The organism is Pseudomonas massiliensis (assembly GCF_000826105.1).
Taxonomy (GTDB): Bacteria; Pseudomonadota; Gammaproteobacteria; order Pseudomonadales; family Pseudomonadaceae; genus Aquipseudomonas; species Aquipseudomonas massiliensis.
Genome location: NZ_CCYK01000006.1, coordinates 180,517 through 202,124, shown reverse-complemented (window position 1 = coordinate 202,124; position 21,608 = coordinate 180,517). Strand labels below are relative to the sequence as shown.

At 61.2% G+C, this 21,608-nt stretch carries 18 protein-coding genes; 9 read left to right on the top strand and 9 right to left on the bottom strand.

Annotation, left to right across the window (positions count from 1 at the left end; translation table 11 throughout):
• The first annotated feature begins 19 nt into the window (after positions 1 to 19).
• The 4 genes from BN1188_RS07005 (at position 20) to BN1188_RS06990 (ending at position 3,890) form a co-directional block, all read left to right on the top strand.
• Positions 20 to 271, top strand: a complete 252-nt coding sequence (locus tag BN1188_RS07005) for a DUF1653 domain-containing protein (protein ID WP_040260719.1) — start codon at positions 20 to 22, stop codon at positions 269 to 271.
• A gap of 97 nt (positions 272 to 368) precedes the next feature.
• Positions 369 to 2,972: a type I DNA topoisomerase gene (gene topA, locus BN1188_RS07000; RefSeq protein ID WP_040260718.1), complete on the top strand. Its 2,604-nt coding sequence runs from the start codon at positions 369 to 371 to the stop codon at positions 2,970 to 2,972.
• Positions 2,973 to 3,083: 111 nt separating this feature from the next.
• Entirely contained in the window at positions 3,084 to 3,605 is a 522-nt protein-coding gene (locus tag BN1188_RS06995) for a DUF6586 family protein (protein WP_040260717.1), read from the top strand.
• Positions 3,606 to 3,656: 51 nt separating this feature from the next.
• On the top strand, positions 3,657 to 3,890 hold the full coding sequence (locus BN1188_RS06990) for a hypothetical protein (protein WP_040260716.1): 234 nt from the start codon (positions 3,657 to 3,659) through the stop codon (positions 3,888 to 3,890).
• An 8-nt stretch (positions 3,891 to 3,898) separates the two neighbouring features.
• On the opposite strand, the gene sulA is transcribed toward BN1188_RS06990, so the two are convergent.
• Positions 3,899 to 4,384, bottom strand: a complete 486-nt coding sequence (gene sulA / locus BN1188_RS06985) for an SOS-induced cell division inhibitor SulA (RefSeq protein ID WP_040260715.1) — start codon at positions 4,382 to 4,384, stop codon at positions 3,899 to 3,901.
• A 13-nt stretch (positions 4,385 to 4,397) separates the two neighbouring features.
• On the bottom strand, positions 4,398 to 5,009 hold the full coding sequence (lexA, locus tag BN1188_RS06980; RefSeq protein WP_040260714.1) for a transcriptional repressor LexA: 612 nt from the start codon (positions 5,007 to 5,009) through the stop codon (positions 4,398 to 4,400).
• Between the two features lie 188 nt (positions 5,010 to 5,197).
• Between lexA and BN1188_RS06975 the strand changes: the two genes are divergently transcribed.
• The 3 genes from BN1188_RS06975 (at position 5,198) to BN1188_RS06965 (ending at position 7,731) form a co-directional block, all read left to right on the top strand.
• Positions 5,198 to 5,896 carry a TetR/AcrR family transcriptional regulator gene (locus BN1188_RS06975; RefSeq protein WP_040260713.1) on the top strand — a complete coding sequence of 233 codons (699 nt, stop codon included), beginning with the start codon at positions 5,198 to 5,200 and terminating at the stop codon, positions 5,894 to 5,896.
• 66 nt (positions 5,897 to 5,962) lie between these two features.
• A complete protein-coding gene (gene nagZ / locus BN1188_RS06970) occupies positions 5,963 to 6,991 on the top strand; it encodes a beta-N-acetylhexosaminidase (protein ID WP_040260712.1) in 1,029 nt (342 codons plus the stop codon).
• Between the two features lie 2 nt (positions 6,992 to 6,993).
• Positions 6,994 to 7,731: an S-methyl-5'-thioinosine phosphorylase gene (locus BN1188_RS06965; protein ID WP_040260711.1), complete on the top strand. Its 738-nt coding sequence runs from the start codon at positions 6,994 to 6,996 to the stop codon at positions 7,729 to 7,731.
• Positions 7,732 to 7,897: 166 nt separating this feature from the next.
• On the opposite strand, the gene BN1188_RS06960 is transcribed toward BN1188_RS06965, so the two are convergent.
• From BN1188_RS06960 to mfd, 5 genes are all read right to left on the bottom strand, one after another.
• A complete protein-coding gene (locus tag BN1188_RS06960) occupies positions 7,898 to 8,269 on the bottom strand; it encodes a hypothetical protein (protein ID WP_232430907.1) in 372 nt (123 codons plus the stop codon).
• The gene (locus tag BN1188_RS06955; protein WP_040260710.1) at positions 8,266 to 9,237 is read right to left on the bottom strand and encodes a hypothetical protein; all 972 of its coding nucleotides are present in this window, start codon (positions 9,235 to 9,237) and stop codon (positions 8,266 to 8,268) included. The genes BN1188_RS06960 and BN1188_RS06955 overlap by 4 nt, the downstream gene beginning before the upstream one ends.
• Before the next feature lie 9 nt (positions 9,238 to 9,246).
• The gene (locus BN1188_RS06950; protein ID WP_040260709.1) at positions 9,247 to 9,735 is read right to left on the bottom strand and encodes an Hcp family type VI secretion system effector; all 489 of its coding nucleotides are present in this window, start codon (positions 9,733 to 9,735) and stop codon (positions 9,247 to 9,249) included.
• 396 nt (positions 9,736 to 10,131) lie between these two features.
• Positions 10,132 to 12,423, bottom strand: a complete 2,292-nt coding sequence (locus BN1188_RS06945) for a DEAD/DEAH box helicase (RefSeq protein ID WP_040260708.1) — start codon at positions 12,421 to 12,423, stop codon at positions 10,132 to 10,134.
• A 21-nt stretch (positions 12,424 to 12,444) separates the two neighbouring features.
• Positions 12,445 to 15,924 (bottom strand): transcription-repair coupling factor, encoded by a 3,480-nt coding sequence (gene mfd / locus BN1188_RS06940; RefSeq protein ID WP_040261387.1) that lies wholly within the window; start codon positions 15,922 to 15,924, stop codon positions 12,445 to 12,447.
• A 204-nt stretch (positions 15,925 to 16,128) separates the two neighbouring features.
• Between mfd and BN1188_RS06935 the strand changes: the two genes are divergently transcribed.
• Positions 16,129 to 17,598, top strand: a complete 1,470-nt coding sequence (locus tag BN1188_RS06935; protein ID WP_040260707.1) for a glyceraldehyde-3-phosphate dehydrogenase — start codon at positions 16,129 to 16,131, stop codon at positions 17,596 to 17,598.
• Positions 17,599 to 17,757: 159 nt separating this feature from the next.
• Here BN1188_RS06935 and tcuC read toward each other — a convergent pair whose 3' ends face one another.
• On the bottom strand, positions 17,758 to 19,041 hold the full coding sequence (gene tcuC / locus BN1188_RS06930) for an MFS transporter (RefSeq protein WP_040260706.1): 1,284 nt from the start codon (positions 19,039 to 19,041) through the stop codon (positions 17,758 to 17,760).
• Between the two features lie 406 nt (positions 19,042 to 19,447).
• Here tcuC and sthA point away from each other — a divergent pair, with 406 nt between their 5' ends.
• Positions 19,448 to 20,842, top strand: coding sequence for a Si-specific NAD(P)(+) transhydrogenase (gene sthA, locus BN1188_RS06925; RefSeq protein WP_040260705.1), 1,395 nt, complete (start codon positions 19,448 to 19,450; stop codon positions 20,840 to 20,842).
• A 42-nt stretch (positions 20,843 to 20,884) separates the two neighbouring features.
• Here sthA and BN1188_RS06920 read toward each other — a convergent pair whose 3' ends face one another.
• Positions 20,885 to 21,607, bottom strand: a complete 723-nt coding sequence (locus BN1188_RS06920) for a glycerophosphodiester phosphodiesterase (protein WP_040260704.1) — start codon at positions 21,605 to 21,607, stop codon at positions 20,885 to 20,887.
• Position 21,608: the final 1 nt, after the last annotated feature.

Below are 21,608 nucleotides of genomic sequence, written 5' to 3'. Positions count from 1 at the left end.
TTAACAAGGGAGGCCGCAAATGCTGTTACAACCTGGTATCTACCGGCACTACAAAGGGCCGGAGTACCGTGTCCTGGGTGTCGCGCGCCATTCCGAAACCGAGCAGCAGGTGGTTTGCTACCAGGCCCTGTATGGGGAATTCGGCTTATGGGTGCGGCCACTCGAGATGTTCCTGGAGTCTGTCGTGGTTGACGGCGAGCAGGTCCCGCGCTTTGCTTTGGTGCGAGCCGAACCTGGCGTGTTCGAGCGCGGCGAGGAAGCAGGGCGATAGCCGCCACGCTTGACCTCGCCCAGTTGCCACTATATATAGCGGGGCCTCGAAAGGCGTCGTTGCCTTCTACACCTGTTTTTTAGGAATCTTCCGATCCATGGGAAAATCGCTGGTCATTGTGGAATCCCCGGCCAAGGCCAAGACGATCAACAAGTACCTGGGCAACCAGTACGTGGTGAAGTCCAGTATCGGCCATATCCGTGACCTGCCCACCAGCGGTTCGTCCACGCCCAAGGAACCCGCCGCTCGCAAGGGCAAGGCCGCGGGGGAAGCGCCAGCCCTGTCACCTCGCGAGAAAGCCCGGCGGCAGCTGGTAGCGCGCATGGGGGTGGACCCGGACCATGGATGGAAGGCCAAGTACGAGATCCTTCCTGGCAAGGAAAAGGTGATCGAGGAGCTGCGCAAGCTTGCCAAGGATGCCGACACCATCTATCTCGCAACCGACCTTGACAGGGAAGGGGAGGCCATCGCCTGGCATCTGCGCGAGGCCATCGGTGGAGACGAGTCCCGCTTCAAGCGCGTGGTGTTCAATGAAATCACCAAGAAAGCCATTCAGGAAGCCTTCTCGCAGCCAGGCGAGCTGGACATCGCCCGCGTCAATGCGCAACAGGCCCGACGCTTCCTTGATCGCGTCGTGGGCTACATGGTGTCGCCACTGCTTTGGCAGAAGATTGCCCGTGGACTGTCCGCTGGTCGCGTGCAATCCGTGGCGGTGAAGCTGGTAGCCGAGCGCGAGCGCGAGATCCGCGCGTTCATCCCCCAGGAGTACTGGGAGCTGCATGCGGACCTGGCCAGCGACAAGGCCAAGGTGCGCTTCGAGGTCGCCCGCGAGAACGGCGAAGCCTTCAAGCCGCTGAACGAAGTCCAGGCCATGGCCGCCGTGGAAAAACTCAAGGCCTCCAGCTACCGGGTAGCGAGGCGCGAGGACAAGCCTACCAGCAGCAAGCCCTCGGCCCCGTTCATCACGTCCACCCTGCAACAGGCGGCGAGCAACCGCCTGGGCTTCGGGGTCAAGAAAACCATGATGATGGCCCAGCGGTTGTACGAAGCGGGTTACATCACCTACATGCGTACGGACTCCACCAACCTGTCGGTGGATGCTCTGGACATGGCGCGCAGCTACATCGAAGGCAACTTCGGCAAGCAATACCTGCCCGCCACGCCTAATGTCTACGGCAGCAAGGAGGGCGCCCAGGAAGCCCACGAAGCCATTCGCCCATCGGACGTCAACCTCCATCCTTCCCAGCTCAATGGCATGGAGCGCGACGCCGAGCGACTGTACGAGCTGATCTGGCGGCAATTCCTGGCTTGCCAGATGCCACCGGCGCAATACCTGTCCACCACCCTGACCGTGGTGGCTGGTAGCTTCGAGTTGCGTGCCAAGGGCCGTATCCTCAAGTTCGACGGTTACACCCGTGTGCTGCCTCAGGTCAGCAAGCCCGGGGAAGACGATGTGCTTCCCGAGATGGCCGAAGGCCTGGCCCTGCGGTTGGTCGACCTGGACCCGACCCAGCACTTCACCAAGCCACCGGCCCGCTATTCCGAAGCCAGCCTGGTCAAGGAAATGGAGAAGCGCGGCATTGGCCGCCCATCCACTTACGCCGCGATCATTTCCACCATCCAGGATCGGGGTTACGTCACCCTGCACAACCGTCGCTTCTATTCCGAGAAGATGGGCGACATCGTGACCGAGCGCCTGGGCGAAAGCTTCGCCAACCTGATGGACTACGGCTTCACCGCCGGGATGGAAGAGCATCTGGACGACGTCGCCCACGGTGAACGTGACTGGAAGAACGTGCTGGACGAGTTCTATCAGGACTTCAAGGCCAAACTGGAGGCTGCCGAGGCTCCTGATCAGGGCATGCGGGCGAACCAGCCCACGCTGACGGACATTCCATGCAAGGAGTGCGGTCGGCCAATGATGATCCGCACGGCATCGACTGGCGTGTTCCTCGGTTGCTCGGGCTATAGCCTGCCGCCAAAGGAACGCTGCAAGGCGACCCTCAATCTGGTACCGGGCGATGAAATCGCCGCCGATGACGAGGGCGAGTCCGAGTCCCGTGTCCTGCTCAACAAGCATCGTTGCCGGGTCTGTGATACGGCAATGGATGCCTACCTGCTGGATGAAAAACGCAAGCTGCACATCTGCGGCAACAATCCGGATTGCCCTGGGTATGAGATCGAGGAAGGCAGCTTCCGCATCAAGGGGTATGAAGGGCCGAGTATCCAGTGCGACAAGTGCGGCAGCGAGATGCAGCTCAAGACCGGGCGCTTCGGCAAGTTCTTCGGCTGCACCAATTCCAGCTGCAAGAACACCCGCAAGCTGCTGAAGAACGGCGAAGCGGCGCCGCCCAAGATGGATGCGGTACCGATGCCCGAACTCAAATGCGAAAAGGTGGATGACACCTATGTGCTGCGCGACGGTGCGTCCGGGTTGTTCCTGGCGGCAAGCCAGTTCCCCAAGAATCGGGAAACACGGGCACCGCTGGTAAGCGAACTGCTTCCACACAAGCAAGAGATCGATCCCAAGTACCATTTCCTGTTCGATGCGCCGGTGAAGGATCCGGATGGGCGCCACGCGGTGATACGCTACAGCCGTAAGACCAAGGAGCAATACGTCCAGACCGAAGTCGATGGCAAGCCTACCGGCTGGCGTGCCTTCTTCGATGGCAAGGCCTGGAAGGTCGAAGACAAGCGTTGAAAGCAGGGAGCATAGTGCGGCAGCCAGCCAGTTGGTGAAGGGGCGCGAAGGCGCGGTACATTCGTCAGCTTGACTGGCTCCTGCATCCCATCAGGTTTCAGGAGGGTTGCCATGGCTCACGAACTCTACACACGTACGAACCAGAAGCTGTATTTTGCGGGCCTGGCCCTTGAAGCCCTGGGCAAGGCGGAGCGGGGCGGTGCCATGAATGCTGCAGCACTGGCGCAAGCGGAGCGCGAAGCAGTGCTGTTTCATCTTTACGGCGCTCTGTTGGGGCTTTGTCATGAAATAGCCGGCTACTACCGGCTAGCCAATCCCGAAGCCCCTGATGCCCAGGCGTTTCTCACGCCCGAAGCGCTGGCGGCCGCACCCAATCCGCAGCTCGGCGAGCTGGTCGAGCTGGCGAGCAATCCTGATACCTGGCTGTCTCAATTGTTACGGGAATATCGAGTGCTGTGGCTGCCGCCCCGGACGCCCCGCAAAGTCAAGCAAGACGTTACTCAGCCGTTGATCCAGGCGATATCCCTGGATGAAGAGGCGCCTGCCGTCCTTGGCTGTGACACCCTGGAAAGCTGGCGGCAAGCTCTCAAGACGTTGGCTATCCGGTTTCGCGACGGGCTTAGTGAGTGCTGAAGGAAACACTCGCTGTTACAATGCCCGCCTTTTCTGGAGAGTCACGCCTTTATGTCTACGTCTTTTCTTGAAATCGTCGAGCTGCCAGACGGTAGGATCGAGCTGCGCCGTGCCGAAGACGAAGGCTCCCTGGTAACGCTGAACTTTTCGGAAGATGCCAAGGCTTTTCTTCAGGGGCAACACGTGGAAGTCGCCAAGGCGATGCTGAGCGTGGGAGTGCAGATGGCAGGCAAATTGGTCGAAGGCGAATTCGAGCAGGACGAGGGAACGCGCGTCCTGCATTGAGCTGAGTTTCACCCCAAACGAATGTTCAGGCTCTGTGCCTCGCCCTGAAGGGCAGCGCTGATCAGCTGTTGACGTCCATGGCTGCTCAAGGGGTTCGCCCAGCTCACCACCGTATGGCTTCTGCCCAGGCGAAGTGCTTCGCACGCCAGCTGCAACGATGTCTGATTGGCCTTGGGTTGCAACAGAAGGATACGTTCGCGATTGAGACCTGCCTCACGCAACCAGCTTTGCGTCAGGCTGGCCGGGGGCGCCACCAGGGTCAGCCAACGCATGTGCTCAACGTCGCTGAGCTCTCTGAGCATGGGTGCAAGTAGGCTCAGGCAGTTCTCCGGGGCGCCCCTGAAGCTCAGTTCGCTGAATGCTTCCGGGGCCTCGGCACGCCAGGTATCGGCCGGGGGCTTTTGAAATACCTGGTTGACCGGCGCGATGAACGCCTCGAACAGCGACAGTTGGGGGTGCTGGACACTGCTCGCTGTAATCGGGGAAAACTGCATGGTCACCTCCTGTTTAGCGGCGGATAACGCCAACGCTGAGCCCTTCGATGACCAGATCCTGCTCCCTGAGGTCGACCTCTATGGGCGCGAAATCCGGATTTTCCGCTAGCAGTTGCACAATATGGCCTGAACGCTGGAAGCGCTTGACGGTGACTTCCTCACCGATTCGGGCGACCACGATCTGACCGTTACGGGCCTCACGGCATGTATGTACGGCCAGCAGGTCGCCATCCATGATGCCGGCGTTCTTCATGCTCATGCCGTGGACACGCAGTAGATAGTCCGCCTTTGGGTGGAAGAAGGCAGGGTTGATGTTGCAGGCGTCCTCGATGTGTTGCTCGGCCAGGATGGGAGCGCCCGCGGCGACGCGGCCGATGACGGGAAGGCTGCTGTCATCGTTGGCTCGAGGTTCGGCCCCGGGAATGCGAATACCGCGGGACGCACCTGGCGTCATCTCGATGGCGCCCTTGCGTGCGAGGGCCTTGAGATGTTCCTCGGCGGCATTGGGTGATTTGAAGCCCAGCTCCTGCGCGATCTCCGCGCGGGTAGGAGGGAAGCCGTTGTCGTCGAGGCAACGCTTGATGAAAGCGAGGATTTCGGCCTGGCGTGGCGTAAGTTTCTGCATGGCGTTGGCTCTGGCTTTTTATACAGTGACTGGGATTATATACAGTATCGCGAGCTTGGCAATCCCTCTTCGGCAAGCTCAGAGCTCTTGAAGCGGTAGCCGCCAGGCTGGAAAATGACCGGCCCGGCTTGACAAACGTCTGAATGCAAACGTATGTTTCAAACACTTGTTTGTCAGCTGGAGCAATCATGGCACAGTCGGAAACCGTTGAGCGTATCCTCGATGCCGCGGAACAATTGTTCGCGGAAAAGGGCTTCGCTGAAACGTCCCTGCGCCTGATCACTGGCAAGGCAGGTGTCAACCTGGCGGCGGTGAATTATCATTTCGGCTCCAAGAAGGCGCTGATCCAGGCAGTGTTTTCCCGCTTTCTTGGCCCTTTCTGCGCCAGCCTCGATCGTGAACTGGAGCGCCGCGCCGCCAATCCCGGCCATAAGGCCAGCCTGGAAGAGCTGCTGGAAATTCTCGTAGACCAGGCGCTTTCCGTTCAGCCGCGCAGCAACAACGACCTGTCCATCTTCATGCGCTTGCTGGGTCTGGCCTTCAGCGAGAGTCAGGGCCACCTGCGGCGCTACCTTGAAGACATGTATGGCAAGGTGTTCCGGCGCTATATGTTACTGCTTAACGAGGCCGCACCGCGCATTCCGGCGCTGGAATTGTTCTGGCGCGTGCATTTCATGCTAGGGGCGGCGGCTTTCAGCATGTCGGGGATCAAGGCCTTGCGCGCCATCGCCGAGAATGACTTCGGCGTCGATACCTCCATCGAGCAGGTGATGCGCCTGATGGTGCCTTTCCTGGCCGCGGGGATGCGTGCAGACAGCGGCGTCAGCGACCCGGCCATGTCCAGTGCTCAGTTGCGGCCTCGCATCAAGCAGCCGGTCAAGGCCTGAGCCGCCGAGACAGCCCCGCTGGTATTGGGTAAAGTAGCGCCCCCCGCTTGCTCCCAAGGATTTCCCATGAGCGCCAGCCTGCAAGGCTCTCTGATGGTCGATGTCGCCGGTACCTGGCTAACCGCCGAAGACCGTCACCTGCTCCGCCAACCTCAGGTCGGCGGGTTGATTCTCTTCGCTCGAAACATCGAGCATCCCCGTCAGGTCCGTGACCTGTGCAACAGTATCCGGGCACTACGCCCGGACATCATCCTGGCTGTGGATCAGGAAGGCGGTCGCGTCCAGCGTCTGCGCCAGGGGTTCGTGCGCCTGCCAGCCATGGGGCGGATCGTCGAGGCTGCGTCGGGCGCCGACGCCCAGGCACTGGCAAAGGCTTGTGGCTGGGTCATGGCCACGGAGGTCCTGGCTGCCGGGCTGGACCTGAGCTTCGCCCCCGTGCTGGACCTGAACTACGGACGCAGCGCGGTGATAGGCGCGCGCTCGTTCGGCGGTGAGCCTAATGTCGTCACCGAACTGGCTGGTGCCTTCATGGAGGGTATGAATCAGGCCGGCATGGCCGCCTGTGGCAAACATTTCCCCGGACACGGTTGGGCCGAAGCCGACTCCCATGTGGCCATTCCACTGGATGAGCGGGACCTGGCCACGTTGCGCGCGACGGACATGCAGCCCTTTATCCGCTTGGGTTCGCGGCTGGACGCGGTCATGCCGGCCCACGTGATCTATCCGGCCGTTGACACCCAGCCGGCAGGGTTTTCCCGGCGCTGGCTGCAAGACATCCTCCGTGGCGAGCTGGGCTTCGACGGGGTCATCTTCAGCGATGACCTGTCCATGGCTGGTGCTCACGTGGCCGGTGATGCGGCCGCCCGCATCGAGGCGGCCCTGAGCGCCGGCTGCGATATGGGCCTGGTATGCAACGACCGCGCTGCCGCCGAACTGGCCCTGAGCGCCGCCCAGCGCCTGGGTGTCATAGCGCCCGAGCGGCTGAAGCGCATGGCCCGCCGTAATTGCCCCACCCCCGAATACCGACAGCAACCTGTCTGGCTGGAGGCCCTTGGCGCCCTCCGCCAGGCCGGGTTGCTCGAAGCTGGAGCCTGATCATGACCATTCTTGCAATCATTGGCGGGACCGGCCTGACCCAACTCGAAGGCCTGGACATTCGCCGCTCCGTTGATGTCGAGACCCCTTATGGCACGCCTTCGGCACCAGTGCTGGTAGGCGACTATGCCGGGCGTGAAGTGTTGTTCCTGGCTCGTCACGGCCATCCACACCGCTACCCGCCACACAAGGTCAACTACCGGGCCAACCTGTGGGCCCTCAAGCAGGCGGGCGCCGAGGCAATCATTGCGGTGAACGCCGTTGGCGGCATCCATCCCGCCATGGGCACCGGGCACCTGTGCGTTCCGCATCAGTTGGTGGACTACACCAGTGGGCGTGACCACACCTTCTTCGCCGACGATCTGGAGCAAGTTACCCATATCGACTTCAGCTACCCCTACAGCGAGTCATTGCGGCAGCAGTTGATCTCGGCCCTCGCGGCCCAAGGAGAGGCCTACAGCGACTTCGGTGTCTACGGCTGCACCCAGGGTCCGCGTCTGGAAACCGTGGCGGAAATCGCGCGGCTGGAGCGTGACGGTTGCGACATCGTGGGCATGACCGGCATGCCGGAAGCCGCTCTGGCACGCGAGATCGACCTGGCCTACGCCTGCCTGGCCCTGGTAGTGAACCCAGCGGCTGGGAAGAGCGCTGACGTGATCACCATGGCGGAGATCGAAGCGGCGTTGCATGAAGGGATTGGCAGGGTGCGTGCCGTGCTGGCGAAGGTATTGGTGGGCTGATTCGTAAGCAAAAAAGCCAGGCGTTGCAGTGTCGGATGCTGTGGGGCTCGTTGATCCACGAGCCCTTTTTAGCGCCTACTATTAATATCGAAAACCAGACAAGATTTGTGGATGCGCCGGGGGTAGAGGCTACAAGCGCCCACTTGAACTGCCTTGCGCCGGTGGGTCAGCGCTCAATTAGCGTATGATAAACAACGACCACCGCTAGCAGTAATAGTATTTCTATGACGAAAAGACTAAGCAGGAGTCGCCTCGCCCGAGTGGGAAAGCGTTTGACCTCATCCAGGTCGATAATTCCTCGGCGTGTGAGTAGCTGTGGTACGGCTAACACCATAGTAATCATCCCTGTTCGCAACAGCTTGCCGGGAAGTCCTGCATGTGCGAGATTTTTTTTATTGTCCGTCACGAAGGTGCAATTTGGAAGAAATGATTCGAAATAATCGGTGTGCTTATGAGCAATATAGGTCTGTACAATCATCGCGATCCAGATAGATGCAATTATAAAGAATTCGATAAAAGCAATATGGAGGTTGTTCACTCGGACACGCCTTGGTAAATGATTTCCCCAAAATCCTCACCTACACCGCTAGCATAATCCCCAAATATCTTACCCGTTACTGCTCCTGTAACGACAGCGCATGCTAATCCTCCCGTCCCTGCTGTGCCCAACCCTATAGCAGCACAAACGGTTGGCGCTACCATACTGCCAATGTACCCTCCAGCGGCGCTACCTCCTAAGCCACCTATCAAAGCCGAGCCTTCAACGTACTTGGCACGGCGACATTCTTCTTCGCGGCCCGTTGCACAGGCGTTATAAATAGCCAGCCCCGCGGATGCCACATCCAGCGCTATACCAATGTACGCCCCTTTCTTAGCCAAGCTCGCGGCTCTGGCAACACCAAAAACCTTGTCGGCGTAGCCTGCTATTTCGCCGTGGTGGAGAAAGCTTCGAGTTGAAATGCCCAGCGCTCGCTTGATTTTTCCTTTTTTACGCAGGCCTGATCCGTAGGCTGCGATGCTGCTTAATTGCGCTTCCAGTTTCATGAACAGTGCCGTTCGTTTTGCATAGAACGCGTCGCGCCCAGTGCGGCCGGAACCCAGATAGTCGCGGTGCGCTTTCAGGATTTCCTCAAGGGTTGACTTGATATTGTTAAGGTGTCTGCTCCATCCATCACTGGCCGCGCCTGCGCCTATGGACGCGTGGGACAGCATATTCTGCAATAGCTCGAAGTTCTCCAGAAAGAAGTCATCGTCGTCCATCCCGCTGGCCAGCAGGCTGGAGCGCACGTAAGCCGCCTGGCCCATCAGGAAGGCTTCGTGGCTAGTGCAGGAGGGGGTGCTCGGGTCGCCGATGATTACCAGCTCCCCGGCCAAGGCCACCCTATTGACGATGTGGCCATTGAGAACATCGAACTTCCCTCGGGCATGTCCCGACATGGGTGTGCTGGCTTTCAAAGCGTGGTAGGACTGGGTTCTGGGGTTGATGAAGGTGCGTGGTCCGGGCATCGTCCTACCTCAGGCGTACTTCTTGTTGTTTATCCGGTCCCAGCCTCCGGTTACATTGCCGCCAGCGCTACCATCGGATCGCTTCTGCCGTATGTAGGTGGTCTTGATGCGTCCGTAGTTCAGCTGAACGGTTTCGATAGGCACCCCCGAGCTGGCGTTCTGCGCATAGTCGGCGATGATCACTTCTTCCAGTACAACTTCGTAATACTTTAGTTTGTCTGTGCCTGCGCGGCAAAGCGCGAGTTTTACCTCTTTCAGATGCTGGCCTGCGCAGCAGGCCTCCAACAACTTGCAACTGGCGTTGTCGAGAAATTTTGTAAAGGTAAAGTCTGTCAGGGTCGTACGGCCTGATGACGCCCCACCAGCGGAACTGGCGGTAGCAGACGTGCTTTGGTTAGCGCTGAAGTTGTAGCTCAGGATCTCGATCCAGTTGGTGTACTTTTCATCCAGCGCTTCGCCAGTAATATCGTCAATCAGCATGTAGGCATCGAAAGCCACTTCGCTACTCCTTGTAAGGCTGAGGTAATTCTCGGGGCCAGGAACCTTATCAATGAAACCTGTCCCAGACGTTGATCTCGGTCAAGATTAATTTCGAGGTCAGGTAAGTCTTCGTTCAGTTGGCCTGCGTAGCCGCGCTGACTCTCTTATATGTTCAAGGATTTCATCCTTGCATGAGGGAATGAAGGTGTCCATTGGGTGAGTGCGGTGGTTTGCAACTTGAAGTTTCGGTTGCCAGTGCAACCGTGCGTCAAGGCGTTAATATCAAAGGGCTCTTAAGTGTATGGTGAGCTGCCGTAACAACGTCTTTCAGGTGCCTGGCTTCAGCTCTCTGAAGCTGATGGTTGTCGATAACCGGTCCCAAGCTCGAGCCCATATAGACGCTTTAACAGTGTCTCATGAGCGCTTGGCAGGTAACGGCTCAAGGAGCGCCTCGATATCTTCCGGCGCCCAGCGCCAGTCCGCCGCGCGGCGGCCGTCCAGAACGCCCGAAGCCAGGGCGGTTTTTTCGCGCTGAAGCTGAGCGATTTTTTCCTCCACCGTGCCCTGGGTGATCAGTTTGAACACGAACACCGGCTTGTCCTGGCCGATGCGGTAGGCGCGGTCGGTCGCTTGCTGTTCGGCGGCCGGGTTCCACCAGGGATCGTAGTGGATCACGGTGTCGGCCGCGGTCAGGTTCAGGCCCACGCCCCCGGCCCTGAGGCTGATAAGGAAGATGCGCTTTCGGCCCTGCTGGAAGTCCTCCACCGGCGCCCGGCGATCGCGGCTGGCACCGGTCAGCAGCGCGTAGTCCAGGCCGCGCTGCGCCAGCTCGGCCTCGATCAGTTCCAGCATGGAGGTGAACTGGGAGAACACCAGCACACGGCGGTCTTCGCTCATCAAGCGATCCAGCATCTCCATCAGCGATTCCAGCTTGCCGGAGCTGCCGCCTGGGGCGTAGCTGCGGGTCGCGTCGACCAGGCGCAGATCGCAACAGACCTGACGCAGTTTGAGGAGCGCTTCGAGGATTATGATCTGGCTGCCAGCCATGCCCTTGCGGCTGATTTCCGCGCGAACCTTGCTGTCCATGGCCAAACGCACGGTTTCGTAGAGGTCACGCTGGGTATCGTTGAGTTCCACCCACTGGATGATGTCCGTCTTGGCGGGTAGCTCGGTCGCTACCTGCTCCTTGGTGCGACGCAGCAGGAAGGGCTTGATCCGGGCATTGAGGTGCTCGAGGCGCTCGTGATTGTCGTGCCGCTCGATGGGTATACGGTATTCGGCATTGAACGTCTTGCTGTCGCCCAGCCAGCCGGGCATCAGGAAGTGGAACAGTGACCACAGCTCCCCGAGGTGGTTCTCCAGAGGCGTTCCGCTCAGGCACAGACGCTGGCGTGCTTCGAACCGGCGAGCAGCCTGGGCGGCCTTGCTTCCTGGAGTCTTGATATATTGGGCTTCATCAAGAATCAGCAGGTGCAGCTTGAGGTGGCCGATACGCTCGACATCCTTTGGCAGCAGCGCGTAGGTGGTCAGTATCAGGTCGTAGTCCTGCAGGTGCTCGAAATGCTTCCGGCGCCCGACCCCTTGAAGCGTTAGCACCCGCAGGTCGGGAGTGAAGCGGTGAGCCTCATCCTGCCAGTTGGGAATCAAGCTGGTAGGCATCACTACCATTGCGGGGCGGTCCAGGCGCCCGGCGTTTTTCTCGGTCAGTACATGGGCGAGGGCCTGGAGGGTTTTGCCCAGCCCCATGTCATCAGCCAAAATGCCACCCACCTCCAGTTCGCGCAGGTTCTGCATCCAGCTCAGGCCTTCGAGTTGATAACCGCGAAGGCTGGCTTCAAGGCCGGCTGGGGCTTCGCTGGGGCCACTGTGCAAATCCCGCAGGCGCCCGGCCAGGTGACGCAGGCGCTCGCCTCCCTGCCAGCGCATGGGCAGGCCTTGCAGCGCGTTGAGCCGCGCCGCGTCGGGTGTAGCCAAGCGAAGGCGCGTGGCGCCTGCCTCATGCTGGTAGACATCGCCCAGGGTGGCCAGCACCGGCTTGAGGCGGCCGAAGGGGAGGGCGACCTGCAGGCTCTTGCGGGCAGGGCCACCGGCCGGTAGGTTCACCACCAGCAGTTCGTCGTCCCGACGTCGCGCCAGAGCACCGGGTCTGAGGGTTTCCGGATGCTGACGCACCAGGTTGATCAGGATCGGCAACAGGCTGCGGGCTTCGCCATTGACCACGATGCCCAGTTCCAGGTCGAACCAATCGTGGTCGGCGGTTTCTTCCACCAGGGCATACCAGTCGTCCACCGGAGTGAGCTGGAAGCTGAAGTGCTCGCCGTATTCTATCTCCCAGCCTTGCTCGCGCAGGCCCGGCAGGTCGTTGAGCACGAAACGCAACCAGGCGGCGTCCGACGACAGCTCATAGAGCTCACCGGCACTCTCAGGCAGGGCCTTGCTTTGTCGGGTAGCGATGCGAAAGCCCAGCTTGGACAAAAGCTCCCGCGCCTGGCGCTCGCTCGTCAGGTCCCGCGACAAGGGCGCGTCGCTGCCCCGCGGTGGGGCAGCTGGCGATACGTATCGTCCGGCATAAGCAAAGGCCAGCGCCGCCCGGTGCTGCACATGCCGCTGCATGCGGCCATTGCGGGGCTCGAAAGCGCTGAACTCGACGCTCCCCAGCCATAGCCTGGGCGTGGGCGCGGTCGGCGTGGCTAGTTCCGGACGCATGGCGGCCAGGCCAGGTAAACGCTAGCGCCTGCCATTGGCATCGCTGGCCTTGGCCAGCTGCTCCAGAAGGCTTTCGACAGTGTTGAATCGCTCATCAGGCCGCTCCATCGGAACCTGAAACTTGAACAGGGTGGCCCCTTCGAACTTATAGCGCTTGGGCTGGCTCTGGATCAGCTTGATCAGCACCAGTGGGTCTACCGGCGTTTCGGCAGCGAACTCGATACGCCCGCCCTGGGGCCCACCATCGATTTTCAGGATGCCCAGTTTTTCGGCCTGCAGCTTGAGCAGCGTCAGACGAATCAGGTTCTTGGTCGGCTCCGGCAGCAAGCCGAAACGGTCGATCATTTCCACCTGCAGGTCTTTCAGGCCCTCTTCGTCCACCGCCGAAGCGATGCGTTTGTAGAGAATCAGGCGAGCGTGCACGTCGGGCAGGTAGTCTTCTGGAATAAGTGCCGGAAGGCGCAGGTTGATTTCCGGACCGCCGCCCAAGGGTTTGTCCAGATCGGGTTGCTCGCCTTTCTGGATGGACTTGACCGCCCGCTCCAGCATCTCCATGTACAGGGTAAAGCCAACCGCCTGGATCTGGCCGCTCTGGCCTTCGCCGAGCAGTTCGCCCGCGCCGCGGATCTCCAGGTCATTGGTGGCCAGCACGAAGCCGGCGCCCAGGTCCTGGGTATTGGCGATGGCTTCCAGGCGCTTTTCCGCGTCCGGCGTGATTTGCTGACGCGAGGGGGTCAGCAGGTAGGCATAGGCCTGGTGATGGCTGCGGCCCACCCGGCCACGAAGCTGATGCAGCTGGGCCAGGCCGAACTTGTCCGCCCGCTCGATGATGATGGTGTTGGCGCTGGGCACGTCAATGCCGGTCTCGATGATGGTCGAGGCCACCAGCACATTGAAGCGTTTGTGGTAGAAATCGCTCATCACCTGCTCGAGCTCGCGCTCGCGCATCTGGCCATGGCCGATACCGATGCGGGCCTCGGGCACCAGCTCGGCCAGGTCCGCGGCGCACTTCTCGATGGTCTTGACGTCGTTGTGCAGGTAGTACACCTGGCCACCGCGCAGCAGTTCGCGCAGCAAGGCCTCCTTGACCGTGCTCTTGTTCTGCTCCATCACGAAGGTGCGTACTGACAGACGCCGGGCCGGTGGGGTGGCGATGATGGAGAGGTCGCGCATGCCGGACATGGCCATGTTCAGCGTGCGCGGGATAGGGGTGGCCGTGAGGGTGAGGATATCGACCTCGCTGCGAAGCGCCTTGAGCGCTTCCTTCTGGCGCACGCCGAAGCGGTGTTCCTCATCGATGATCACCAGCCCCAGGTTCTTGATCTTCACATCATCCTGCAGCAGCTTGTGGGTGCCGATGACGATATCGATCTTGCCTTCGGCCAGTTCGGCCACTGCCTGGGCCACATCCTTGGCGGACTTGAACCGGCTCATCACTTCCACGCGCACGGGCCAGTCGGCGAAGCGGTCCCGGAAGCTGTTGTAGTGCTGCTGAGCCAGCAAGGTAGTGGGCACCAGCAGCGCAACCTGACGGCCGCCATGGACGGCAATGAAGGCCGCGCGCATGGCCACCTCGGTCTTGCCGAAGCCTACGTCGCCGCAGACCAGGCGATCCATGGGGCGTGGCGCGAGCATGTCCGCGCGCACCGCCTCGATGGCCGACTGTTGATCCGGGGTCTCTTCGAACGGAAAGCCGGCGCTGAAGGTCTCGTAATCCAGCGCGGGGTCGCTGAAGGCATAGCCTTTGCGCGCGGCTCGTCGGGCATAGATGTCAAGCAGCTCGGCGGCCACGTCGCGCACCTGCTCGGCAGCCTTGCGCTTGGCTTTCTGCCAGGCTTCGGAGCCCAGTCGATGCAGGGGCGCCAGGGCATCGTCGCTACCGGTATAACGGGCGATCAGGTGCAGGTTGGCCACGGGCACGTATAGCTTGGCGTTCTCGGCGTATTCAAGCGTGAGGAATTCCGCCACCTGATTGTCGATTTCCAGGGTGGCAAGCCCCAGATAGCGCCCCACGCCGTGGTCGATATGAACCACGGGTGCGCCTTCGCGCAACTCAGTGAGGTTCTTGATCACCGCATCGCTGCTGCCTTCGCTGCGCTTGTCACGCCGCCGGCGCTGCATCACCCGCTGGCCGAACAGAGGGCTTTCGGCGATCAGCGCCAGGGCAGGGTCGTCCAGTTGCAGACCTTCATCCAGCGGAGCGATGGTGATGGCCAGGCGCGCGTCACTGGCAACGAAGCCTGGCCAGCCTTCCACTGCCTGAGGCCGTAGCTGGAAGCGCGCGAGCATGTCGAGCAACACTTCCCGGCGGCCGGCGGATTCTGCGGTGAACAGCACCCGGCCCGGGAAGCGATCCAGGTAGTCGGCGAGGGCCGCCATGGGTTGGCTGGCCTTGGCTTCGATGGCTAGGTTCGGCAGGGGGCTGGCGGGGAAACGCTCGCGTCCGGCGCCACTGCCCGGGTCTTCGCTGCCGGCCACTACCCGCGGCCAACTCTTGAGGCGAGCGAAGCAGTCCTCCACCGGCAGGAAGAGTTCGGCAGGCGGTAGCAAGGGCCGAAGCGGGTCGATGCGACGCTCCTCGTAGCGGTTGCGAACGTCGTTCCAGAATTGCTCGGCGGCTTGTTCGATGCCGGGCAGCGAGAATACCTGGGTGTCCTCGGGCAGATAGTCGAAGAGCGTGGAAGTGTCTTCGAAGAACAGCGGCAGGTAGTACTCGATGCCCGCCGGGGTAATGCCGCTGTTGAGATCCTGGAAAATGGGGCTGCGGCGGAAGTCCAGGTCGAAGCGCTCGCGGAAGCGGGCCTTGAAACGGACCACAGCCTCCTTTTGCAGCGGAAATTCCCGGGCCGGCAGCAGGCGTACCGACTCTACCTTGTCGATGGACCGCTGGGTCTCGGGGTCGAATGTGCGCAGGGTTTCGATTTCGTCATCGAACAGGTCGATCCGGTAAGGCAGCCTGCTGCCCATGGGGAAAAGGTCGATGAGCGCGCCGCGCACGGTGAATTCACCGTGTTCGTAGACCGTGTCCACATAACGGTACCCTGCCGCCTCCAGCCGGGTGCGAGTGGTTTCCACATCCAGGCGTTGGCCGATATCCAGCACCAGGCTGCTGCCCAGCAGGAACTTGGTGGGCGCCAGCCGGTGTAGGGCGGTGGTGATCGGCACTACCAGAATGCCGTGGTTGAGTTCGGGCAGACGGTAGAGACTGGCAATCCTCTGGGAAACGATGTCCTGATGAGGAGAGAACAGGTCGTAGGGGAGGGTTTCCCAATCGGGGAAATGCAGTACGGGCAAGTCCGGCGCGAAGAAGCGAAGTTCCTGTTCCAGACGGTCCGCGGCCTGGCTGTCAGGGGTCAGCAATAGCGTGAAGCGGCGCGCGGTGCTGGCGGCTTCGGCGATGGCCAGGCTCAAGGCGGCACCGGGCAGGTTGCCCCACGTCTGTTTGACCGGCGACGCTGAGCTCGCCATGGAGGGTAACGGCGGAAGGCGCAGGACTGGCACGTTTAGGCAAGGCTCCGAAAGCATGGGAAGGCCCTGATTGTAGCGGTGCAGCGGGGGGCTGTCAGTGCCACGGGGTGCAAAAGAAGCCGCTCGCCGGCCAGAACTTCGAATGCGCGAAAGTGTCTATGCAGCCGTTATGACGCGAGCGCATTGCTTTGCCGCAACGGCCGAAGCCATAATGTAGCTCCTTTTTTCTCCCCCTACATGTGGAAGGTTCCCGTGACTCAGAAGCCCGACCAGTGTCTTGGTGAATGGATCGATCGTGAAGCGCTTGCCGAGGCGATGATCCCGTTGATCGGTCAGCTTTACCGCAACAATAACGTGGTGACCTCGATCTATGGCCGTAGCCTGATCAACCGCTCCGTGATTGCGATCCTCAAGGCCCATCGCTTCGCCCGCCATCGCCAGGCGGATGAAAGCGAGCTGTCGGTCCACGAGACTTTCCCCCTGCTTCAGGCCATGAGCCAATTGAAGCTGGGCGCCGCTTCGGTCGATCTGGGCAAGCTGGCGGTCAAGTTCAAGGCCGAAGGCAATGGCCGTAGCGCCGAAGCTTTCGTGCGCGACGAACTGGCCGAAGTGGTCGGCAAGCAGACCACCGAAGCCGGCCATCGCAAGGGGCAGGACGTGGTGCTCTACGGGTTCGGCCGCATCGGCCGCCTGCTGGCGCGCATCATGATCGAGAAGACCGGTGGTGGCGATGGCCTGCGATTGCGTGCCATCGTGGTCCGCAAGGGCTCCAGCGACGATCTCAACAAGCGGGCCAGCCTGCTGCGTCGTGACTCGGTACATGGCTCGTTCGACGGCACCATCATGGTGGACGAAGAACACAATACCCTGAACATCAACGGCAACCTGGTCCAGGTCATCTACGCCAAGGCCCCCAACGAGGTCGACTACACCCAGTATGGCATCCAGAACGCCTTGCTGGTTGACAACACCGGTGTATGGCGCGACGCCGAGGGCCTGGGCCAGCACCTGGCATGCCCCGGCATCGACCGCGTGATCCTGACCGCGCCCGGCAAGGGCAAGCTGAAGAACATCGTGCACGGCATCAACCACGAGCTGATCACCCCGGAAGACAAGATCGTCTCGGCCGCGTCCTGCACCACCAACGCCATCGTGCCGGTGCTCAAGGCGATCAACGACAAGTTCGGCATTGCCAACGGGCATGTCGAAACGGTTCACTCGTACACCAACGACCAGAACCTGATCGATAACTTCCACAAGGGCGAGCGGCGGGGCCGCAGCGCCGCGCTGAACATGGTGATCACCGAGACCGGTGCCGCCACCGCCGCGGCCAAGGCCCTGCCGGAGCTGGCTGGCAAGCTCACCGGCAACGCCATTCGCGTGCCCACGCCGAACGTTTCCATGGCCATCCTGAACCTGAACCTGGAGAAGTCCACCAGCCGCGAGGAAGTGAACGAATACCTGCGCTACGTGGCGCTGCATTCGGACCTGTCCCGCCAGATCGACTTCGTCACTTCCACCGAAGTGGTGTCCACTGACTTCGTGGGCTCGCGCTATGCCGGTGTGGTCGATGCCGAAGCTACCATCTGCAACGACAACCGTGTGGTGCTCTACGTCTGGTACGACAACGAGTTCGGTTACAGCTGCCAGGTGATCCGCGTAATGGAAGACATGGCCGGGGTGAACCCGCCGGCTTTCCCGCACTGATCGCTGCTTGAAACGAAGAGCCCCGGCCCGAAAAGGTCGGGGCTTTTTGTTGCCTACCGTCTTGTTCGCACCAATGGCCGTGGTTCGGTTACGGCTGTCGCGCCCGGCCCAGGCTGGCTGGCATGGCCCGGTATCACATGCAGGGCAGATGATGACCCGCTATGCCGCCTCTGCCATCCGCAGCCGGGCGTCTTTGTTGCGGAACAGCACCAAGGTAGCGATCAATCCCATCGCCGCCGCGCCACTGAGCCACAGCCCAGGCGCTGCCTGGTTGCCCAGGGCATGGATGAGCCAGGTGCAGGCCGCTGGCGTAAAGCCGCCGAAGGTAGCCGTTGCTAGGCTATAGGCCAGGGAGAACCCGGTAGTGCGTACTTCCTTGGGCATGATTTCGGTCAGCGCCACGACCATGGCGCCGTTATAGGCGCCATAGAGGAACGACAGCCACAGGCCCACCAGCAGCAAGTGAGCGAAGCTTGGAGCGCTGACCAGCCAGGACAGCAAGGGGTAGGCCGTGAGCATGGCCAGCACGGTGGTAGATACCAGCAAGGGTTTGCGACCGAGGCGATCGGACAGCGCGCCCATCACAGGCAGCCAGATGAAGTTGGACAGGCCGATGCACATGGTGACAAGCAGGGCATCGAACTCGGACAGGTGCAGTTCGGCTTTGCCAAAGGTAGGCGTGTAGGCTGTGATCAGGTAGAAGGACACCGTGGTCATCACCACCATGGCCATGCCAGCGATGATCAGTCCGAAATTCTGGCCGATGGAAGTCAGCACCTGGCGCAGGTTCGGCCGGTGGGTGCGCGCTTGGAATTCGGGTGTTTCTTCCAGCGAGCGGCGGATAAGGAAGATCACCGGTACGATCAGGCAACCGATCAGGAAGGGCACTCGCCAGCCCCATTGGCTCATCTGTTCTGGCGAGAGCACCTGGTGCAGGATCACCCCGAGCAGCCCAGCGAAGATGACTGCCACTTGCTGGCTTGCCGACTGCCAACTGACGAAAAATCCCTTACGCCCGGGAGTTGCGATTTCCGCTAGGTAAACCGACACGCCGCCCAGTTCAACACCGGCGGAAAAGCCCTGGAGCAGGCGCCCGATAAGTACCAGCACAGGCGCCAGTACGCCGATGCTGGCATAACCGGGCACGAGCGCGATCAACAAGGTACCCATCGCCATCAATCCAAGCGTCACGATCAATCCCTGGCGACGGCCATGCCGATCAATGTAGGCGCCCAGCACAATAGCTCCAAGGGGCCGCATCAGGAAGCCGGCGCCAAAGGTGGCGAGCGAGAGCATCAGCGAGGCGAAGGCGCTGTCGGTGGGAAAGAAGGTGGCGGCAATGGCCGTGGCGTAGAAGCCGTACACCATGAAATCGAACATTTCGAGGAAATTGCCACTGACAACGCGAAAAATCGCCTTGCCCTTGCCAGGAGAAGAAGCCATGGAGGTACCCGATCATCGTTTGGTGTAAGGGGAATTCCTGATTCAGATAGGCGCATTACAGACGACCTATCCCTACTGTCATCCGTGGGCGGATTTGTAACCATATGTGTATCGAATGGACAGGGGCAAATGAAATCCGTTCGCCTGCTTCGATTCCTCATGCGGCAAGCCAAGGCGATTATTACGGTTCCAGTAACTACAATTGTCGTGCGGCCGAGATAGCCAAGTGTCCGACTAAGGGGTAATGTTCGCGCCGTGCAGGCTGGCTAGGCCTTGTACGAAAGACGGCAGCCATCGAAGCTGGCCGGCTTTCGTACAAAGCCTGGGTTGCATAACGATTCGATGCCGGACCGGGCATCCCGAGCCGTGGGCCGATCGCGCCGCGGCCTGTTCTAAAGGAGTACGCATGGCTGTCTACAACTACGATGTAGTGGTGCTGGGCTCGGGCCCGGCGGGCGAGGGGGCGGCCATGAACGCCGCCAAGGCGGGGCGCAAGGTAGCGATGGTGGACAACCGTCGGCAGGTGGGCGGTAACTGCACCCACCTGGGCACCATTCCATCCAAGGCGCTGAGGCACTCGGTCAAACAGATCATCCAGTTCAATACCAACGAAATGTTCCGGGCCATCGGCGAGCCGCGCTGGTTCTCCTTCCCGGACGTACTCAAGAGCGCCGAGCGGGTGATCGCCAAGCAGGTGGCCTCGCGCACCAGCTACTATGCACGCAACCGCGTCGACGTCTTCTTCGGTAGCGGCAGCTTCTCCGACGAGCAGACCATTCAGGTCATCTGCCCCAACGGCGCCCAGGAAAAGCTGGTGGCCAAGCAGGTGATCATCGCCACCGGGTCGCGGCCGTATCGTCCGGCGGACATCGATTTCAACCACCCACGTATCTACGATAGCGACACCATCCTCAGCCTCACGCACACGCCCCGCAAATTGATCATCTATGGCGCGGGCGTCATCGGTTGTGAATACGCGTCCATCTTCAGCGGCCTCGGCGTTCTGGTGGAGTTGGTGGACAACCGCCAACAGTTGCTGAGTTTCCTCGACTCGGAAATCTCCCAGGGCCTGAGCTATCACTTCAGCAACAACAATGTGATGGTGCGGCACCAGGAAGAATACGAACGGGTCGAAGGCATCGAAACCGGTGTGATCCTCCACTTGAAATCCGGCAAGAAGATCAAGGCCGACGCCTTGCTATGGTGCAACGGCCGAACCGGTAATACCGATCGCCTTGGCCTGGAAAATATCGGCATCAAGGTCAACAGCCGTGGCCAGATCGAGGTCGATGAGAACTATCGCACCAGCGTGCCGACCATCTACGGCGCCGGAGATGTGATCGGCTGGCCCAGCCTGGCCAGCGCGGCCTATGACCAGGGCCGCTCGGCGGCGGGAAGCATTGTGGAGAACGGCAGCTGGCGGTTCGTCAACGATGTGCCTACCGGGATCTACACCATCCCTGAAATCAGTTCCATCGGCCGTACCGAACAGGAGCTGACCGCCGAGAAGATCCCCTACGAGGTTGGCAAGGCGTTCTTCAAGGGCATGGCTCGGGCGCAGATCTCCGGTGAGCCAGTGGGCATGCTGAAGATCCTTTTCCACCGGGAAACCCTGGCCGTGCTGGGTGTGCATTGCTTCGGCGACCAGGCCTCGGAAATCGTCCATATCGGCCAGGCAATCATGAACCAACCCGGTGAAATGAATACGCTCAAGTATTTCGTCAACACCACCTTCAACTATCCGACCATGGCCGAAGCCTACCGGGTAGCGGCCTACGACGGGCTGAACCGGCTTTTTTGAGCGGCTCCGGCCGGTGGCCCGAGCCGGCCGGGGCGCAGGCCTTCAGCGATTCTCGAGGGTGGCGCTGGCCAAACCGGGAAAGTCTGTGATCAGGCTGTCCACGCCGAAGTCGGCGAGCCGACGCATCAGCGCCGGCTCGTTCACCGTCCATACCGACACATGCAACCCCTGGCGCTGCGCCTTGAGCAGGCGCTCCGGGGTGCACAGCGTCCAGTTCAGGGCCAGGAACCGGCAGCCGTAGTTCTGGGCCACCTTGAGCGGGTCCAGCCAGGCGTATTCGGCCACCAGCCCGCGCGAGATATCCGGCACCAGGTCCGTGGCCGCGCGCAGCACTTCCCGCGAGCTGGACGTGATGGTGATCCTGTCCAGCAACCCGTAGCGCTGGGCCAGCTCCCGGATGCCCAGGACCGTGGTCGCGGCGCGGGTGCGTGAAGCGCTTTTTACCTCCAGTTGCCAGTGCTCGAAAGGGCATTTCTCGAACAATGTTTCCAGCCGGGGGATGGGGCAGGGGCGTGGCCAGGCTGGGCCGCCACGTCGGGCATCGAGCGCGGTCAGCTCCTGGGCGCTGTAGTCCACTACCTTGCCGCGGCGATCCGTGGTGCGCTTCAAGGTGGGATCATGGATCACCATCAGTTCGCCGTCGCTGGACAGATGCAGGTCCAGCTCGCAGCGCTTGACGCCATGTTCGAGGCAGGCCTGGAAGCTGGCCAGGGTGTTTTCGGGGGCTTCGCCTTTAGCGCCGCGGTGGCCGTAGATCAGGGTCACA

What these genes read in the sequence shown, in the direction of transcription:
- topA (WP_040260718.1), top strand. Translation starts at nt 369, where the DNA reads ATGGGAAAATCGCTGGTCATTGTGGAATCCCCGGCCAAGGCCAAGACG.
- BN1188_RS06955 (WP_040260710.1), bottom strand. Translation starts at nt 9,237, where the DNA reads ATGCCCGGACCACGCACCTTCATCAACCCCAGAACCCAGTCCTACCAC.
- tcuC (WP_040260706.1), bottom strand. Translation starts at nt 19,041, where the DNA reads ATGGCTTCTTCTCCTGGCAAGGGCAAGGCGATTTTTCGCGTTGTCAGT.
- BN1188_RS06990 (WP_040260716.1), top strand. Translation starts at nt 3,657, where the DNA reads ATGTCTACGTCTTTTCTTGAAATCGTCGAGCTGCCAGACGGTAGGATC.
- BN1188_RS06995 (WP_040260717.1), top strand. Translation starts at nt 3,084, where the DNA reads ATGGCTCACGAACTCTACACACGTACGAACCAGAAGCTGTATTTTGCG.
- BN1188_RS06975 (WP_040260713.1), top strand. Translation starts at nt 5,198, where the DNA reads ATGGCACAGTCGGAAACCGTTGAGCGTATCCTCGATGCCGCGGAACAA.
- BN1188_RS06935 (WP_040260707.1), top strand. Translation starts at nt 16,129, where the DNA reads ATGTGGAAGGTTCCCGTGACTCAGAAGCCCGACCAGTGTCTTGGTGAA.
- BN1188_RS06945 (WP_040260708.1), bottom strand. Translation starts at nt 12,423, where the DNA reads ATGCGTCCGGAACTAGCCACGCCGACCGCGCCCACGCCCAGGCTATGG.
- sthA (WP_040260705.1), top strand. Translation starts at nt 19,448, where the DNA reads ATGGCTGTCTACAACTACGATGTAGTGGTGCTGGGCTCGGGCCCGGCG.
- BN1188_RS06965 (WP_040260711.1), top strand. Translation starts at nt 6,994, where the DNA reads ATGACCATTCTTGCAATCATTGGCGGGACCGGCCTGACCCAACTCGAA.
- BN1188_RS07005 (WP_040260719.1), top strand. Translation starts at nt 20, where the DNA reads ATGCTGTTACAACCTGGTATCTACCGGCACTACAAAGGGCCGGAGTAC.
- sulA (WP_040260715.1), bottom strand. Translation starts at nt 4,384, where the DNA reads ATGCAGTTTTCCCCGATTACAGCGAGCAGTGTCCAGCACCCCCAACTG.
- nagZ (WP_040260712.1), top strand. Translation starts at nt 5,963, where the DNA reads ATGAGCGCCAGCCTGCAAGGCTCTCTGATGGTCGATGTCGCCGGTACC.
- lexA (WP_040260714.1), bottom strand. Translation starts at nt 5,009, where the DNA reads ATGCAGAAACTTACGCCACGCCAGGCCGAAATCCTCGCTTTCATCAAG.